Origin of the sequence: Paenibacillus marchantiae (genome assembly GCF_028771845.1) — a bacterium.
In the GTDB taxonomy this organism is placed as follows: Bacteria; Bacillota; Bacilli; order Paenibacillales; family Paenibacillaceae; genus Paenibacillus; species Paenibacillus marchantiae.
The window spans coordinates 6,543,978-6,561,094 of record NZ_CP118270.1 but is presented as its reverse complement, the minus strand read 5'-3'; the positions used below and the strand labels follow the sequence as shown (position 1 = coordinate 6,561,094).

Here is a 17,117-nt window from a genome sequence, read left to right as displayed (position 1 = left end):
GGAGCGTGATGGGTATGGAACAGAAGGTGCAAACCTATTTTGAATTAAAACAGCAACAAAAAGAAATTGAACAACGTCTATCTGTGTTACGAGATGAGATTGTCGGGTATTGTGAGGAGCAGGGCGTCTATGAGACGCAAGTTGGCGGATACGCTGTGAAAACGGTGCTTCAGCACCGCAAGGAATATAATGATCAGAAGCTGTATGCTTCCCTTCCCGATCCGGACATCTGGCGACTTCTGTCCAAGGTGGACAGTCATAAGCTGAAAAGCCTGATCAAACTGAACATACTGACTGAGGAGCAGATTAGTCCAGCTTGTACGGTGAAGCCGGTAACATTATTACAGGTGGACAAGTTGTAACCCTTCACACGCCATTACAGATTAACCATTCTATGATCGTCATCACAAAGCACCTTCCAAGGCATATTGCTCTGCTGTCATCATGGACGGAATACGGAGGTGTTTTTGTTTTTTTGCGTGGAAGCAAAAACTGGCCTTTGTATATTCGATCAGCAGCTCAGCCAAAGAAGCCGTTCTGGAGTAACATTAAGGAGAGCAATCATGGGCTCCTTGTCATTCGCTCATATTTGCCAACGCTCCCCGAGGAGCTGATTGAATCGGTCACGAGGTGACCGGTTTTTTTGTTGTATGCAAAAGTTGTGTGCCAATTTCAGCCGTGCGTTTTAAGGCATCTGTAAGCATAGGCCTGATTCCGTGCCGTAATGAAAGTAAGTGAATTGCTTTAAACCGTTATGCGAGTAGTTTATATGTTATAATTTGTAATTAATTCATATGCCATCTTTGATAGGGGGGGAATGAAGACTTTCCCATCCCTGTCCATATTCAAGGGAATGAAGATCAGGAAGAGACAGTATATCTTCAAAAGTTGTAGACCGATGAGTTGAGGAGATGGACTATGAGGAAAAAAATCATTTCGATCGTGCTTGCCATCTGGGTATTGATGATTGTGATCAGTGTGGTTCTTCTGTTTCTGCCCAGAACGATCCATCTTGATGGTGTGGGTGTAAAGTATCGGCTGGGGGAGAAGACAACAGGGAGCCAGAGCAAACGGTTCATATCAAGATGGATGGCAAGCGTTATCTAACGACCTCGGGTGATTACATATTCAAAGGAACCATTGATATTGAAGGTGAGCCTTTCCCTGTACCCGAAGATCAAAAGATGCTCAAAATTCGTTTTCATAAAGGATACGGATCGATGGAGTACATCATTTTTGAAAATGGGAAAACGGATATCTTCCTATACGGAACACTATTTGTTGATCGTGCATTCAGCAAACTCACCATCGCCATTTCCGAGGAGGATTCAAGCGGAGAGCAGAACAGTAAAAGCTGGAGCGCCGAAGATGGGCTCATGCTCTCGATGCCTGCAACGAATCGTTCCGAAGCTATTCAGCTCTCTAATGAACTGATGGAAACTTATCTCGGGGGCTATACATTAAAATGAGAAACAAAATCATAAACATAAACATAAACATAAACATAAACATAAACAGGCATGCATTTACGTTGAGGGCCTTCCCCCTTCATGTAAACGACATGCCTGTTTTTTTTTATTTATGCCGCAAATCTCTAGTCATCTTGCGTTCAGTTTCCAAGCAAAGCTTGTTCTACTTCATCCAGAACCTGGCCATAGGCAATCGGTCCAAATCCAGCTACCCAGACCGTGTTGTCCACCATGTAGACCTGGTTACTTTTCACAGCTTTCAGGCCTTTCCAGACTGCATTGTCACGCAGCTTAGTGAGTGCTTGTTCGTTATCTGCTTCACTACCGGAGATGATCATGAAAATACGATCCGGATTCAATTCAGGCAACAATTCGAGCGACACATTCTCAATAACTTCATTCATGACGATGCCTGCTTTGGCAAGATCAGGTGCATGGAGTCCGGCTATATCGTACAGCAGGTTCGGAGAATAGAAGGCGTCAGGTGATTTGTCACTTGGAGCAAATACCTGAATCTGCTTATCGGTCAAACGAAAAATCAGAATGGTATCATCCGCGGCATCGCTGGCAGCAACCTTGGTGCCCAGATCCTTCGCCTTTTGATACAACTGATCCACGATTTCGTCTGCCTCTTTTTCTTTGCCCAATACTTTGGCTGTATCCTTGAACCATTCAAGCGAATTGCTGAAGTAGCTACTCATATAGACTGGTCCAATTGCGCTGATTGCGTCGTATTCATCAACAAGTACTTCATTGGACAGAATGAGATCCGGCTCTGTGTCTAGAAGTGCTTCCTTGTTGAATTCATTAACTGAACCGAGTGGAATGACGCCTTCGAGCTTGTCCTTCAGATAGGCAGGCATCTCCTGACCGACTTGGGTCACCATGGCGTATGGTTTCATGCCCAATGCCACGAGGTGATCGGCATACGCATAGGTCAAGCCAGCGATACGCTTGGGTTCAGCAGGAATATCAACAGGACCCTTAATACCCTCAACGGTGCGTGTCTCTGTACTGATTGCCTCGCTATCCGACGATGAGGTGCCGTTGGTGCTCTCTGTTGACTCACTGGTTGTGGAAGTAGATTCACCCGTAGAAGCTTGTTCGGCCTTGGAGCACCCGGCAACCAGAATAAGCAGCAGCATTAGCATGATGCTTGCCTTCAAATTGGTTTTGAATCCACGTTTGTTTCTTCTATCTGTATTCATATGTGCATGTTCCCCTTTACTGATTATCATTCTCAATTACTAGTATAGGAGAGAAGATTCCGTGCGTCGAGGCACAAAAGGAACCATTCACATGCACGATAGTGACCGAAGGCGCTCGGGAATTTCCCGTAATAACAGATCATGCGAGAAGGCATTATAGCTACCGAGTACATAATTCATCTGATCCAAATAAACCCGCCCCCGCTTCACCGCTTCCCGCGCTTTCCACCAGGGTGAGTTCAACCATCTCTGCTGCTCGGCATCACTGACCGAAGGGTGGAACACTAGCATGATGTAATCGGCGTCCAGATCGTCCATTTTCCAATCCTCAGCAATATAGTGGCTCTGCTGTTCATGGATCAGGGAAGGGGTGGACAATTGCAGATCCTGATACAGGACCGCACCCATATGGCGGTAGCCGGCAACAAAACAATCCTGACTTCGAACGAGTAACGACACGATTGAAGCAGAGCCAATCTGCTGACGAAGATGGGTTGCAGCCTGATGGGATTTCTCATCATATTCATCCAGCCAGCTGCAAGCTTGTTGATTTCGTCCGGTCGCCTCAGCAATTTCGAGGAACTGACTGCGCCAGTCCTGGGATTGAAAAGCAATCGTCTGTGTAGGTGCAATCTGGTGCAACTGCTGAACATGTGCCTCGTCTGCATATTCACTGGTCAGAATCAGATCCGGTTCAGCCCGGAGCAATGTAGTTGAATCGGGCGCATCCCCTTCATAGGCATTCATGAAAAGCGTATGATCCAGCAAAGAGGTTTCGGCTTTGAAAGAAGGACCCGTTGCGGCGCAAGGCTCCAGTCCCAGTGCTAGCAGATGACCTGTATATTGATTATTCATGGCGGCCACCCTGATCTGGCGTGGATTTGAATGAATATAGACGGTGGGCGAGAGGCCCACGGTTTTTTTGAATATACGACTGAAGTATAAAGGGTTGTTATAACCCACTTGAGCGGCTACATCCTGTATGGAGCTTTGTTGCCTGGTGAGCAGCCGTTTGGCATGATGCATTCGAATGTCGGTCAGATATTCTTGCGGACTTTTGCCCACGTTTTTCTTGAAAAAACGGGAGTAGTACCCCTCGGAGAAACCTGCCCGTTCGGCAAGCTGTTGGCGTGTAATCGGCGTCTGATAGTTCTGCTCCATGTAACGCAGCGCATCCAGTACAAGACTGGCCGAGTCATAATCGGAGGTGGATTCAAGCCGTTCTCCTACATCTGCGACCCATTGCAGAAATTGTCCTTGGATACGAATCTGCTGCCAATGATTATGCTTCTGCCAGAGTATATGCAGTTCTTTGATTAACTCGCGTTCATGGGATTGCAGAATACCCACACGGTTATGCTCAAAAAGGGGAGGGAGAATAAGAGCCTCTTCGGAATCCTCTCTATTCGAGACTTGCCCCTCTATCTCCAACGCGATGATGCGTAATGGATCTGCGGAAGTCTGTCTAATCTGCAGCTGCTTGCCATCCTGGAGAAAAATAAAATACCCTGCCTTAAGATCGCGATGCTGACGATTCACGGTCAGACAGATCTCTCCATCCTCCAGCAGCAATAACAGTTGTCCTTCTGTATGTGTGAACGGGTTGCCGTTAGAGGGCAGCCTGGTGTGGTGCTCAATGGATGTAAGATTGTACATCGAGATGTCCCCCTCTATGAAGCCGATTTCAGTGTGTGTTTAAAGGCATTGAAGTCAAAGCCTATGTATTATCTTATCATTCTAGCGAGTATCAGAAGTGCTATCAATCATCTTCGTCATCTTCGATGTTCCCTTCGTTGTTCTCCCATCCTCTTTAATGATCCAGTACGCGATGATAATTGCTTTAATAGCGTTTACATTGAAATTCGAAGTGAAACACCGAAATTAAATGGATTATCCTTATAAAATGCTCGATCTGCCGTTGATTATGTATGCCAAATGTGGGTTCGATTTTATAAGCTTATTCTGTAGGCCAGAGGCTTCTAGATTATACAAAAATAAAGGATAAAGGAGAGTTTTTGTGAACGCGAACACAATCGCAAAAGAACGCCTTCCCTGGTCAGCTCTACTCGCTTTGGCCATGGCTGGATTTATATGCATTCTTACAGAAAGCCTGCCGGCGGGGCTGCTGCCGCAAATAGCGAAAGATCTGAATATCAAAGAAGGTTTGGCTGGACAGCTCGTCACTTTGTATGCGGTGGGGTCTATTCTGGCGGCAATTCCTCTGACGACAGCAACTCGTGGATGGAGACGCAGGCCGTTGCTGCTATTATGCATCTTCGGTTTTCTGATTTTCAATACGATTACGGCCGTATCTACAGTATATGGTTTGACCCTTGCTGCACGCTTCATGGCGGGTGTATCTGCTGGAGTGTTGTGGGGGATGACTGCAGGTTACGCACGCCGGATGGTTTCAGACTCGCTAAAGGGAAAAGCGATGGCTGTCGCCATGGTGGGAACACCGCTCGCCCTTGCATTGGGCGTTCCCTTGGGAACCTTTTTGGGCAATTACGCAGGATGGCGTCTTATTTTTGGAACAGTCTCATTATTGACGGTAGTGCTTGTATTGTGGGTGCTCTGGAAAGTACCTGACTATGAGGGGGAGCCTGCACGTCATCAGCTTGCGCTTCATCGGATTTTTGTTATACCGGGGGTTCGTCCCATATTGTTTGTTGTTCTGACCTGGGTACTGGCCCATAACATTCTGTACACGTATATCTCACCTTATCTGGGCGAGACGATGCTGTCCGAAAGGGTGGACCTGGTTCTGATGATCTTTGGAGTGACTTCGGTAATCGGTATATGGATTGTTGGACTGTTGATTGACCGTTACATGAGATTATTGATTCTGGTTAGCCTTGTTCTATTTGCGCTGGCATCGCTGGCAATGGGGATCTTTATCCATCAACCGATAATGATCATTCTGGGAGTAGTCGCTTGGGGGCTTACATTTGGCGGAGCGGCTACGTTATTACAGACTGCAATTGCGCAGGCCGGAGGCAAAAGTGCCGATGTTGCCCAATCCATGCTGGTGACAGCATGGAACCTGGGGATCGGAGGGGGAGGGATCGTCGGAGCCATCCTGCTGGAGCAGACAGGCGCTCGTTTCCTACCTATTTCCCTGATCCTGTTGATCGTTATGGCCTTACTCGTCGCCTGGTTCGCCAGTAAACATGATTTTCCAAGACAGGTTAAGGACCGATGATCGATGAAACATTTAAACCGGATTCGTTCCTTCGATGAGATTTTTGGTTGCAATAGGTGAGGACATCGCGATGAGGGTGGTGTAGGTACCGTATTGATCGCATCGGTCTCCAAATGCTTCAAGACCAGCAATCGAATCTGTCATGATCTTCAACAGGTAATTATGCTCTCCGCTCACGCGATGACATTCAATCACTTCGGGTGACGAACGGCAGAAATCAAGAAAGGCATGACAATCCCGTGTGCGAAAAAGAAGATAGGAAGTACTCGACCTCCCTATTTTCAGCGGGGAAATGATAGTACGGTACTCTTCGATTACACCGCTTTCTTCTAGACGCTTCACGCGTTCCGTTACGGCGGGTTGAGATAAACCGACCAGCTTGCCCAATTCCGTCATGGATAGCCTTGCCTGGTTTTGCAAATGAAAGAGGATATTAGTATCGATTTGGTCCATAAGATGGCCTCCTTTTAAATTATAGGAAATATTTTGTGAATGCCTTTATATTCATTGTAGATTAAAGCTGATAACTTTGTTGTCTTATGTAATATGAATGAGATCATTTATATAATAAGCACACTTACTTTAAATAATCAAGCAAGTGGCACATGGAGGGGAAGAGAGAAATGGGAGACAAAGATATGAAGTTTAATTCTGCATTTGTAGAAGAAGTGATTCACCGTACGTTGGCAGAAAAAAGAATTGTGGGTTCCGTTGTTAAGATTGCGTGGAAAGGGGAGATGGTCTATAACAGCGCGGATGGCCTCGCCGATCGGGAACAGAACAGACGCATGCAAGAAAATGCACTGTTCAGGTATGCTTCTGTAACCAAACCGATTGTATCCACCGCCGCCATGGTATTGATATCCCAAGGTAAATTAAATCTGGATGACCCGGTTATGAAATGGCTGCCTGAATTCCGTCCCAAACAGCCAAATGGGGAAGTTGCCTCCATGACGGTTCATCATCTGATGACACATACGGCGGGTTTAACGTATCGTTTTTTTCAGGAAAACGGAGGAACGTACGAACTTGCCGGAGTATCAGATGGGATGGATATCGCTGATATTACGCTGGAAGAGAATTTGCAGAGGATTGCTTCTGCTCCACTTCTGTATGAGCCCGGGAAGATGTGGAGATATTCGATTGCAACAGATGTACTCGGTTCTGTTATTGAGAAAGTGACCGGGGGGTCACTGCGAGAGGCCGTACAACTGCTCTTGACTCATCCACTGGGTATGAAGGATACGGATTTTGTCGCTGTGGATTCGAAGAGAATGACAGCTGCCTATGCGGACAGTTCCAACAGTTCGGGGCAACCTCGTCGCTTGTGCGATGAGGACCATGTACCTTTTATTGAAGGAACGGCGGGCTTCCAACTCGCACCCGAAAGATACCTTGATCCATCGGCCTATCTTTCGGGTGGTGCGGGCATGATAGGAAGTGCAGGAGACTTTCTTATATTGCTTGAAACACTGCGTCAAGGTGGAGGTTCGCTTCTTCCTAAAGCGCTGGTCGCTGAAATGACGAGCAATCAGATTGGCGATCTGGAGATGCCTTATTGGCCAGGCAGAGGATTTGGCCTGGGATTCACGGTGCTGAAAGATCCGGTTGAGGCGGGTACTTTGGAATCTACTGGAACGTGGCGCATGGGTGGAACCTATGGTCACTCGTGGTTTGTTGATCCAACAGAAGAACTGAGCGTTGTCGCATTTACGAATACGGCTCTGGAGGGCATGTCAGGCAGATTCACAACGGAACTTTGCGAGGCGGTCTATGAGGGGATTGAGCGAAAGAGATAAGTTGTATTATGGATTTATATGGAAAATTATGATAAGGTAGAGCAGCAGATTACAGTGAAATCTAAATTTGATTCCGAAATGAGATGAGAAGATGGATCGCATCCGCAATTACCTGTTTGTTTTCGCAGGCAATTTTCTAGCTGCCTATATGATCTTTCCTGAAAGAACCATTGGTAAATCCGTGATGTTTGCTGCACTGATGCTGTTGCTGTGCATGGGGATGGATTTCATGAAAAGCAAAAATCAGCATTCGCTAGAGTAGCAGTAAGCCAGCTTATCATTACATGTCAGTATGGAATATCTTATCCGTATTTAATAATGGGGCCGATTCTCGACAGAGGATCGGTTTTTTGTGTACAGTTGAAGCATGAATGGCCTGAATGTTGGTCAAGCCAGAAGGCAGGGAGCGTTTTTCATATGATCCGAAACCAATTTAATCAATGGGCCAGGTGTCAGGTAGAACGGCAACAATCGTTGGGTATCTCGACGGAGCAGGCCAAACAGGGGGACGTTGATGAACAACTTATCCCAGATCCTTCAACCGGATTCGTTCATGAGTCCGAGTATGCCATCGGCCAGGTGACTGTCTGGGCATCAAAACAAATGGAATATGAGGTTGTGAACATCGAGACGGAAGAACTTCTTTTATGGAAGTATGTTGAAAACGTAGAGGATGACGAACCTGATTTTGATGAGATTTTGAAACCATATTTCGACGTGTTACAGTCAGGGCTCAAACTTTAACCTGCTTTGGGGAGGAGAGGCAGAGTCCACTTTATCCGGCTCCCATTTACTTGATCACTAATGTTCATTACACTTGGTTTATAGTACTTACTTAATCCAAACTCAGATGTTCAGGGGGAATATATTTATGCATCAATCCGCACATATTCAGGAAGCCAGAGATTACATATTAAACCGTATTAATAACAAGCCTGTCGTGGGTATGATTCTGGGATCAGGGCTGGGAGCGCTCGCGGACGAGATCGAGAATGCTACCGTCATTCCATATACGGACATTCCTTATTTTGCTCAATCCGAGGCGATTGGTCATGCTAACGAATTGGTCATCGGAGAACTGATGGGCAAGACAGTCGTAGCGATGAAAGGACGCCTTCATTATTATGAAGGATTTACCCTGGATGAAGTCACGTTCCCGGTTCGGATTATGAAAGCACTGGGTGTTGAGCAGTTGATCATCACGAATGCTTGTGGAGCGATCAATACCAGCTTCGAACCTGGACAGCTTATGTTGATCACGGATCATATCAATCTGGTAGGCAATAATCCGCTGATGGGGCCGAATAATGCCGAGCTGGGCGTGCGCTTCCCTGACGTGTCACAGGTATATAATCGTGAACTTCGCAGTATCGCCCTGAAGGTAGCGGAGGAGCAGAATGTTGGCTTGCAGCAAGGGGTATATGCATGGTGGAGCGGTCCGGCGTATGAGACTCCAGCAGAGATTCGCATGATTCGTACGATGGGCGCGGATGCTGTGGGTATGTCGACGGTACCTGAAGCGATTGTAGCCATTCATGGCGGGATGAAAGTACTGGGCATTTCCTGTCTGACCAATATGGCCTGCGGCATTCTGGATCAGCCGTTAAGTCATGATGAAGTGATTGAAGTCGCGGCAAAAGTGAAAACAACCTTCATCGGACTGGTTAAAGGTATTCTGAAAGAGATGTAATCTGTAATCGAGAGGAAGCTCTTCTTTCAAAGCACTAATATATTAAGCATTGTCCAAGACGGAGTGATTCCGTTGGGCAGTGCTTTTTTTTACAAATGAACATGTGCAAAATATTCCTATATCGGTCAAAACGACCTATAATAATAGAGATTCAAGCTATAGGCTGAAAAAGGAGACTGATAGAAATGGAAGAATTGGGCCCCCATGAACACGTCATTTTTGAGAGGATTCATGCAAACTGGTTAAGAGGTTTTGAAGGAGTAGGAGGAAAGCTTTTTCTAACTAATGAACGATTAGTTTTTATTCCTCATGGTCTGAATTTTCAGACGGAATGGGTTCAAATCGAGATCTGGGCTATGACTAAGATTGAGAAAAGTGCGACATGGGGACTAATCCCTAACGGAATTACCATTACATTAGACAGTGGACATGTCTTCAAGTTTGTTGTCTGGAATCGTTCTAAGATCATCAAGGAGATTGTACAAGCCAAGAGAATGAATAACGAAATAATGTAAGTTTCAGATGAAGTACATAAACCAAAAAATGTGGGATAATAAAGTGAACGGATTCTGCTCTGGACAGATGAATTTATTAAATCCTCACAGATTAATCATGCATTGAAATCTATATAGACAATATTAATAACATGATATGCACTAAAAAGGCTATACAATGGGCACTGTCTATACGGAATTAATCCGTTGGGCGGTGCTTTTTGATTTGGCAAAATGATGGGATTAACAAGATCGTCATGCACTCCCTTGTATTTCCTATCTCTGATATCGTACAGTTAGATTTTCTATATCATTAGACTAGACAATCTATAAAGCGCACAAGAAGGAGGATGTAGAATGATCAAGCAAGCAGAACTGCTGTGGCAACGTATTATTGCAAAAGGGACGGTAGCAAATGCAGATTTTGAGGTAGCACTGAATCTTCAACCTGGTGCGAGCGATGAAGATTTTCGATCCGTAGAAAACGAACTTGGCGTGACCTTGCCTGAAGAGATGAAGGCTCTGTATCGTGTGCATAACGGACAAGCCTGGAATGTTGGCGTAGATTCCTTTGTTCGTACCCTGACATTGTCACCTCTGGATCAGGTGAAGGAGAACTGGGCCTTTTTGCAGGAAGAATTCGATTCGGACGAGATGGAGCCCGAGATTGAGGATGATGCCATTAAGCCAGTACTGTGGAACTGCAAATGGATTCCGATTGCAGAAAATGGCGGTGGGGATTATCTATGTCTGGACACAGACCCATCAAGTTCTGGAACCGTGGGACAGGTATTGTACTTTTGGCATGATTGGGGACATCGGTCGGTTGAGGCTAAGGGATTATTTGATTTTATTCGGAAATGTATAGCAGAGGACGAATCGAACGATTCCGCTTAATCATTAGGCAGAAGAAAGAAATTTCCGTGCAAAATAGTGGCGCAGAAAAATAAATCGCTCCCTGGAGTGCAGGCATCAAGCCGCACCAGAGAGCGATTCTTTTATGTTGGATTTAGTAGGATACGGGCCAGAGCAACAGCAGTGAACATAGAATCAGACCTGAACCGCCGCCCAAGGTATAGACCGTGAGCTGGCGGAGTAAGGACTTTTTCCAGAACGGCAGAGCTGTCTGGGTGCGAATCCGTTCATTTTCCCGTTGCAGGGCGTTCGATTCTCTGACAAACATGCGCTTGAGATCACCGAATCCTTGCAGAAAGGGGTTCATGAACCCAGTCTGCAGCACATGGATTGCTGTTCCGGCCAAGAGACATATCAGACCGGCGACAAACAGCTGGTCTGAACCTTCATGTAGGCCACCGGAGCCGCCTAGTATTCCGCAGAAGTCCAGCAGATAGGCGGCCAGAGCCGTTATCAGACCGGCCAGAGCGTAACGGATAAACATTACTCGGCTACCCGCTTGGTGAAGCGGAGATCCGGGTTGGAACGAGTGTCAAAGATAACGCCCTCAATACTAGGACTAATCAATGCAGTGTCGGCAGAGAAGAGGATCGGTATAATTGGCAGTTCGTCCATTAGAATGGCCTCGGCTTGATGCAGCTCTTCAAACCGTTTAACTGGATCAAGCTCAAACGTGGATTCACTGATCAGCTTGTCGTATTCAGGATTGCTCCAGTTGGTGAAGTTGTTGGAGTTCTTCGATGTGTAGTGTTCCAGCACACCCAGCGGATCGAGGAAGTTTCCTTCCCAGCCCATACGTGCGACTTGGAAATTCTTTTGCTTGAAGGTATCGATGTAAGTTTTCCATTCTTGATTCTCCAAGTTGACTTCAATACCCAGATTAGTTTTGAGCATTTCCTGAATGGCTTCGGCTACTTTTTTATGTTTGTCGGACGTATTGTATTTGAAGATAACTGTCGGGAGTGCAGACAAGCCTTCTTCCTTCAATCCTTCCGCCAGCAATTCTTTGGCTTTTGCCGGATCGTACGCATAATATTGGGTTGGCGCCTCTTCCCGGAAATCTTTGCCGGATGGTGCTGTTACGCCGTAAGGGACATATCCGAAAGCTGGTGTTTCACCGCCCTTGGTTACACTTGTCGTCAACGCTTCACGATCAAGTGCATAAGCTAGGGCCTGTCTGATCTTTTTGTTCGTGAAAGGTTTTTCCTCCACATTGAAGGAGTAGGTATATACGCTGAACGAAGGATGGGACAGGAACTCGGCATTGTTCCGCTCCTGATCAAGCGTATCCACTGGTAGGGAGAGGATCAGGTCAAGCTCACCCGTTTTGAACAGTTGATAGTACGTGTTGGAGTCCTGAACCATTTTGAAATGGATGGTATCCATTGTGATGTTGGATTTATCCCAGTATTGATCATTTTTGGCCAGTGTAATTTGTTCATTGTGTTTCCATTCCTTAGCAATGTAAGGACCGTTACCTACAATCGTATCGGCTTCTGCTGCCCACTTCTCATTGTTGTCCACAACGGAAGCTTGAACCGGCAGATAAGCATGGCCAACGACAATGGTTGGGAAGAAGGCCAGCGGAGATTTCAGCTCAACCACCAGTGTATGGTCATCTTTGGCTGTCACACCGACATCCTCAGCTTTTCCTTTTCCCGTGTTATAAGCTTCTGCACCCTTAATGTAATACAGAGAAGAGGGGTCGTAAGCGGCAGTGGCAGGGTTCAATACACGTTTCCAAGAGTATTCAAAATCCTTGGCAGTTACAGGTTCGTTATTCGACCATTTTGCATCGTCGCGGATAGTGAACGTGTAAGTTTTACCGTCCGGTGATACATCGACTTTGCTTGCTGCCCCTTCAACGATTTTGCCTGATTTGTCGTATGTATACAGTCCCTCATACAGATTATCAATCACCCAGTAGGATGTTGTGTCAGATGCCAGTGCAGGGTCCAGTGTGTATGGTTCTCCACCGGCCAGATTTGTGTTCAGTACTTGCTCAACGTTTGCCGCTGCTGCCTGATTGTCCGGTTTTGAAGCAGTGGCACCATTGTCAGTTGTCGAACTGGAGCATGCGCTCAAGGCAACGGATGCTGCGAGCAAGAGAGAGACGGTCCAGTTCGTTTTTGTTTTGTTCATTTGTTCATTCCTCCATTAATGATTAATTCGTGTTATTCGTAAAGATGACATGCTACCCAGTGTCCTTTTTCGACCTCCCTTCCGGCAGGCATGCGGTTTGCGCAAACATCCATCGCGGCAAAACATCGTTGATGAAACGGACAGCCCGCCGGGGGATGAATGGGACTGGGCGGATTCCCTTGAAGCCGAATACGCTCCCTTTGCCCTTTTAAACGGGGATGTGCGGCGGGAATGGCCGACAGCAGCGCCTGAGTGTAGGGGTGGAGCGGATTAGCAAACAGATCGTCCCGTCCGGACAGTTCCATCATTTTACCCAGGTACATGACTCCGATCCGGTCGCTGATATGCTTCACCATAGCCAGATCATGCGCGATAAATAGATACGTCAGTTCCTCTTCGCGCTGCAGGTCCTTCAGCAAATTGACGATCTGTGCCTGAATGGACACATCCAGCGCGGAAATGGGTTCATCGGCTACGATGAAACGTGGCTTGACGGCAAGTGCCCGGGCAATCCCGATGCGCTGGCGCTGTCCTCCACTGAATTCATGGGGGAAGCGGTGGGCATGATCCGGGTGAAGCCCGACGCGCAGCAACAAGTCTGCGATGATGTCTTTTCGCGCTTTTCCTCGAGCCAGCTTGTAAGCATCCAGCCCCTCAGCGATAATATCTCCGATGCGAAGCCGCGGGTTAAGCGAAGCGTGCGGGTCCTGAAAGATCATCTGCAGATGGCGGTTCAACTCCCGCTTCTCACGCGGTTTGGCCTGTCCGGTATCTTGTCCGTTAAACAAAATCTGTCCTTCCGTAGCTTTCAGCAGCCCCACGATGGTTCGACCTAGTGTAGATTTGCCGCTGCCGCTCTCGCCGACAAGCCCGAGTGTCTCTCCCCGACGGATGTTCAGGCTGATGCCGTCAACCGATTTGACGGTCAGATTGGACGGGCCGTGAAAATGCTTCTTCACATTGCGAATTTCAATTATAGATTCGGTCATGCTCATTCCTTTCTGCCGGGATACGGTCATCCGCTCGAGGAGCTCGAGGATCGTTTAGCCAGCATCTGGCACTGTGTTTTGATGAAAATATGGTTGCATCAGGCATTTCCGTCAAACAGATATCCATCGTGTGCGGACATCGGTCTGCGAACGGACAGCCAGGCGGGAGCGCAGCAATATCCGGGGGCGAGCCCTCAATAGGAATTAGCCTGTCATGTTCTGTATCATCCAGTCGCGGGGTGGACTGGAGCAGTCCCCACGTATATGGATGGCGTGGCCGATCAAAGATATCCTCCACCGTGCCGGTCTCCACAATGGTGCCTGCATACATGACAGCAACGCGGTGAGCCACTTCGGCGACAACGCCCAGGTCATGGGTAATCAGCAAAATTGAACTGCCCGTTTGCTGCTGTAGGCTGCTTAGAATATCCAGAATCTGCGCCTGAATGGTAACGTCGAGAGCGGTCGTTGGCTCATCGGCGATCAGAAGCTTGGGATCACAGGCAAGTGCCATCGCAATGGCAACCCGCTGACGCATTCCGCCGCTAAATTCATGAGGATATTGATGATAGCGGCTTGGTGCATCAGGAATACCCACGAGGTTTAGCAGTTCTACAGATCTGGCCCGGGCATCTTTTGGCGATAGTTTGCGGTGCTTGCGAAGTCCCTCGCCGATCTGAATACCGACCTTCATCGTTGGATTCAGAGAAGACATGGGGTCCTGGAACACCATGCTGATCTCGGAGCCTCGGATTCGGCGCATGGCTTTAGCGGATAATCCGCTGATAACCCGCCCCTCAAAGCGGATTACGCCGCTGCGAATACGGCCGTTTGGTGACGAGAACATCCCCATCAGGGAACGGGCGGTTACGCTTTTTCCACTCCCACTTTCACCGACGATGGCAAGTGTCTCTCCTTCATCGACGTGAAAAGAAACATCTCTTACAGCTTCAAGTTCTTTATCACGTGTGGCAAAGGAGACCTTCAAATGATTGACCTCCAGTAAATGACTCATGGTGTGAACCTCCTTAACGGTTGGAGCGCGGATCAAAAGCATCCTGCAGCCCATCACCGAAAGCGTTAAATGCAAACATGGTGAGCGAGATCATTAGACCGGGAAATAACAGTCTCCACCATTGTCCACTCAGAATGACCCCAAGCGAATCGTTGGCCATCGTCCCCAAGCTAGCGATGGGTGACTGGATACCGAGTCCTAAAAAGCTCAGAAAGGATTCGGAGAAAATAGCCGATGGAATCGTGAAGGTCAGGTTGACGATAATGATTCCAGCCGCGTTGGGCAGCAGGTGCCTGAAAATGATCTTGGCATGGGATGTGCCGAGCTTCTGCGCTGCAAGCACGTATTCCTGTTGTTTCAATTGCAGGATCTGACCTCGGACGACGCGGGCCATCCCAACCCAACCAGTAATGGACAGGGCAATAATCATCGTTAATAATCCCGGTTTCATAACGACAAGAAGTAGAATGATAACCAGCAAATACGGGATACTGTACAAAATTTCAATGATTCGCATCAAAAGGCTGTCGATTCGATCTCCTGTCCGTCCCTGTCCGGCGCAGTAACCGGCGATTCCGCCAATTAGGACGCCAAGCACGAGGTCTATGGCTGCGGCAGTAAAGCCAATCAGCAGGGATATACGAGCTCCTGACCAGGTACGGGCCCACATATCCCGTCCGAGATCATCCGTGCCAAACCAGTGATCAGCGGAGGGTGGCAAATTGGTCTTGAGCAGGGACTGTGAGCTTGGCGAGTAGGGAACCAGTAACGGACCTACCAGAGCCAGCGCAATAATGACAACGAGCAACAACAAACCAAGCAAGGATAATCGATGACGAAAAATACTGTATGTACGTTGCTTCCATAAGGGAAGACCCGGGCTGGATATGCGGTTCGCACTCAATCGGCTTCGATCTGCCGGTGTGAAGCGAGGGTCCGATGTAATGGGGTCTGTAGTTGTAGCTTTCATGCTAATCTCCTTTGCTGGAAAGCTTGATTCTCGGATCGACGATCCGGTACGAAAGGTCGATCAGGAAGAGGGTTACGACCAGAATGACACTGTAAAAGATCGTCGTTCCCATGATGACCGGGTAATCACGGTTGAAGATGCTGTCCACAAAATATTTGCCGATTCCCGGAATGGCAAATATCTTCTCAATTACGAAGGTGCCGGTGATTACGGAGGCGAAGAGCGGCCCGATAAAAGATAATACCGGAATGAGCGCGTTTCGCATTCCGTGCCGGATGACGACTGACCAGGTAGATAATCCTTTGGCTTCTGCTGTTCTTATGTATTCCTGCTGCAGCACATCCAGCATGCTGGTCCGCATGAAGCGAGCGATGACAGCCAGTGGTGTTACCGACAAAGCCAGCGAGGGCAGTATCGTATGCTGCCAGGTTCCCCAGGATGCAACGGGGAAGAGCCTCCATTGGACAGCCGCATATTTAATGAGCAGCGGTGCAAGAATGAAGCTCGGGACGGATATCCCGATGATGGCAATGAACATGGATATGTAGTCCAGCGGCCTTTTGTGGAACAGGGCGGCAACCGTGCCCAGTGCAATGCCTGCAATCAGTGCAATGACAATGGACTGGATGCCAAGAAGGGCGGAGGGCGGAAACCCTCGTGCGATCAATGTGTTGACATCGGTCGTTTTGGACTGGATGGAGGGTCCCAGATCCAGCACCAGCAAATTTTTCAAATACAGTGCATACTGGACAGCAAGCGGTTCATCCAGATGGTATCTTGCACGCATATTTTGCAGGACAGCTTCAGGTATCGTTTTGGAATCGTTAGAAAAAGGGTCTCCAGGGATCATGTGCATGATTAGAAAGGTCAGCGTCACAATGATCCAGAGCGTCAAAAGCATGGTGAAAAAGCGTTTAACAATATACATGATGCAAATCTCCTGTTCTGTTTCTCTAAGCACTCTTCCCATTTAATCTACTACTGTTCAATTAATAATCGCACAGAAATGCACACATTCGATGTAGAATGCGAGAAACTATTAAAAGCTGATAAGAATACTAGGTATATTAAAGTGGTTTGCATATATTGTCAACATAGGTTGTCAGGTTTTTCGCCTTGGAAAACGCTCAGAACATAAAAATAGCTTGCTTTTTCCTGTATAATTGGGGTCGAATGAATTTATTAAATCCCCATAGACCAATGATCCACCGAATCCAATATAGA

At 47.4% G+C, this 17,117-nt stretch carries 19 protein-coding genes; 10 read left to right on the top strand and 9 right to left on the bottom strand.

What is annotated here, in order from left to right:
* Nucleotides 1-8: 8 nt before the first annotated feature.
* The 3 genes from PTQ21_RS29480 to PTQ21_RS29470 all read left to right on the top strand — a co-directional run bounded on the left by PTQ21_RS29480 (nt 9) and on the right by PTQ21_RS29470 (nt 1,469).
* Entirely contained in the window at nt 9-362 is a 354-nt protein-coding gene (locus tag PTQ21_RS29480; RefSeq protein WP_090809586.1) for a hypothetical protein, read from the top strand.
* A 556-nt stretch (nt 363-918) separates the two neighbouring features.
* Nucleotides 919-1,107 carry a hypothetical protein gene (locus PTQ21_RS29475; RefSeq protein ID WP_274568168.1) on the top strand — a complete coding sequence of 63 codons (189 nt, stop codon included), beginning with the start codon at nt 919-921 and terminating at the stop codon, nt 1,105-1,107.
* The gene (locus tag PTQ21_RS29470) at nt 1,086-1,469 is read left to right on the top strand and encodes a hypothetical protein (protein WP_274568166.1); all 384 of its coding nucleotides are present in this window, start codon (nt 1,086-1,088) and stop codon (nt 1,467-1,469) included. Before PTQ21_RS29475 ends, PTQ21_RS29470 begins: the two co-directional genes overlap by 22 nt.
* Nucleotides 1,470-1,609: 140 nt before the next feature.
* Here PTQ21_RS29470 and PTQ21_RS29465 read toward each other — a convergent pair whose 3' ends face one another.
* Together PTQ21_RS29465 and PTQ21_RS29460 are read right to left on the bottom strand one after the other, a co-directional pair.
* A complete protein-coding gene (locus PTQ21_RS29465; protein WP_176854651.1) occupies nt 1,610-2,677 on the bottom strand; it encodes an ABC transporter substrate-binding protein in 1,068 nt (355 codons plus the stop codon).
* Between the two features lie 87 nt (nt 2,678-2,764).
* On the bottom strand, nt 2,765-4,333 hold the full coding sequence (locus tag PTQ21_RS29460; RefSeq protein ID WP_274568164.1) for a helix-turn-helix domain-containing protein: 1,569 nt from the start codon (nt 4,331-4,333) through the stop codon (nt 2,765-2,767).
* A gap of 421 nt (nt 4,334-4,754) precedes the next feature.
* On the opposite strand from PTQ21_RS29460, the gene PTQ21_RS29455 reads away from it, so the two are divergent.
* Entirely contained in the window at nt 4,755-5,879 is a 1,125-nt protein-coding gene (locus PTQ21_RS29455; RefSeq protein WP_274570585.1) for an MFS transporter, read from the top strand.
* A gap of 12 nt (nt 5,880-5,891) precedes the next feature.
* On the opposite strand, the gene PTQ21_RS29450 is transcribed toward PTQ21_RS29455, so the two are convergent.
* Nucleotides 5,892-6,332 carry an Lrp/AsnC family transcriptional regulator gene (locus PTQ21_RS29450; protein WP_274568163.1) on the bottom strand — a complete coding sequence of 147 codons (441 nt, stop codon included), beginning with the start codon at nt 6,330-6,332 and terminating at the stop codon, nt 5,892-5,894.
* A gap of 185 nt (nt 6,333-6,517) precedes the next feature.
* Between PTQ21_RS29450 and PTQ21_RS29445 the strand changes: the two genes are divergently transcribed.
* The 6 genes from PTQ21_RS29445 to PTQ21_RS29420 all read left to right on the top strand — a co-directional run bounded on the left by PTQ21_RS29445 (nt 6,518) and on the right by PTQ21_RS29420 (nt 10,759).
* On the top strand, nt 6,518-7,678 hold the full coding sequence (locus PTQ21_RS29445; RefSeq protein WP_274568162.1) for a serine hydrolase domain-containing protein: 1,161 nt from the start codon (nt 6,518-6,520) through the stop codon (nt 7,676-7,678).
* Between the two features lie 91 nt (nt 7,679-7,769).
* Nucleotides 7,770-7,940 carry a hypothetical protein gene (locus tag PTQ21_RS29440; protein WP_274568161.1) on the top strand — a complete coding sequence of 57 codons (171 nt, stop codon included), beginning with the start codon at nt 7,770-7,772 and terminating at the stop codon, nt 7,938-7,940.
* 155 nt (nt 7,941-8,095) lie between these two features.
* Nucleotides 8,096-8,422 carry an immunity protein TriTu family protein gene (locus tag PTQ21_RS29435; protein WP_274568160.1) on the top strand — a complete coding sequence of 109 codons (327 nt, stop codon included), beginning with the start codon at nt 8,096-8,098 and terminating at the stop codon, nt 8,420-8,422.
* Between the two features lie 127 nt (nt 8,423-8,549).
* The gene (locus PTQ21_RS29430; protein ID WP_076287857.1) at nt 8,550-9,368 is read left to right on the top strand and encodes a purine-nucleoside phosphorylase; all 819 of its coding nucleotides are present in this window, start codon (nt 8,550-8,552) and stop codon (nt 9,366-9,368) included.
* Nucleotides 9,369-9,553: 185 nt separating this feature from the next.
* Complete coding sequence (locus tag PTQ21_RS29425) at nt 9,554-9,883, top strand: GRAM domain-containing protein (RefSeq protein ID WP_063565294.1); 330 nt, start codon at nt 9,554-9,556, stop codon at nt 9,881-9,883.
* A gap of 336 nt (nt 9,884-10,219) precedes the next feature.
* On the top strand, nt 10,220-10,759 hold the full coding sequence (locus PTQ21_RS29420; protein WP_063565295.1) for an SMI1/KNR4 family protein: 540 nt from the start codon (nt 10,220-10,222) through the stop codon (nt 10,757-10,759).
* A 112-nt stretch (nt 10,760-10,871) separates the two neighbouring features.
* Here PTQ21_RS29420 and PTQ21_RS29415 read toward each other — a convergent pair whose 3' ends face one another.
* Genes PTQ21_RS29415 through PTQ21_RS29390 form a run of 6 tightly spaced genes read right to left on the bottom strand, consistent with a single transcriptional unit; the run spans nt 10,872 to nt 16,821 of the window.
* Nucleotides 10,872-11,261 (bottom strand): DUF3899 domain-containing protein, encoded by a 390-nt coding sequence (locus PTQ21_RS29415; protein ID WP_090809598.1) that lies wholly within the window; start codon nt 11,259-11,261, stop codon nt 10,872-10,874.
* Nucleotides 11,261-12,919 carry a peptide ABC transporter substrate-binding protein gene (locus PTQ21_RS29410; protein ID WP_274568158.1) on the bottom strand — a complete coding sequence of 553 codons (1,659 nt, stop codon included), beginning with the start codon at nt 12,917-12,919 and terminating at the stop codon, nt 11,261-11,263. The genes PTQ21_RS29415 and PTQ21_RS29410 overlap by 1 nt, the downstream gene beginning before the upstream one ends.
* Before the next feature lie 32 nt (nt 12,920-12,951).
* Entirely contained in the window at nt 12,952-13,908 is a 957-nt protein-coding gene (locus PTQ21_RS29405) for an ABC transporter ATP-binding protein (protein ID WP_063565298.1), read from the bottom strand.
* Nucleotides 13,889-14,923, bottom strand: a complete 1,035-nt coding sequence (locus PTQ21_RS29400) for an ABC transporter ATP-binding protein (RefSeq protein WP_274568157.1) — start codon at nt 14,921-14,923, stop codon at nt 13,889-13,891. The genes PTQ21_RS29405 and PTQ21_RS29400 overlap by 20 nt, the downstream gene beginning before the upstream one ends.
* Before the next feature lie 13 nt (nt 14,924-14,936).
* Nucleotides 14,937-15,893: an ABC transporter permease gene (locus PTQ21_RS29395; protein WP_063565300.1), complete on the bottom strand. Its 957-nt coding sequence runs from the start codon at nt 15,891-15,893 to the stop codon at nt 14,937-14,939.
* Between the two features lies 1 nt (nt 15,894).
* A complete protein-coding gene (locus tag PTQ21_RS29390; RefSeq protein WP_063565301.1) occupies nt 15,895-16,821 on the bottom strand; it encodes an ABC transporter permease in 927 nt (308 codons plus the stop codon).
* Between the last annotated feature and the right edge of the window lie 296 nt (nt 16,822-17,117).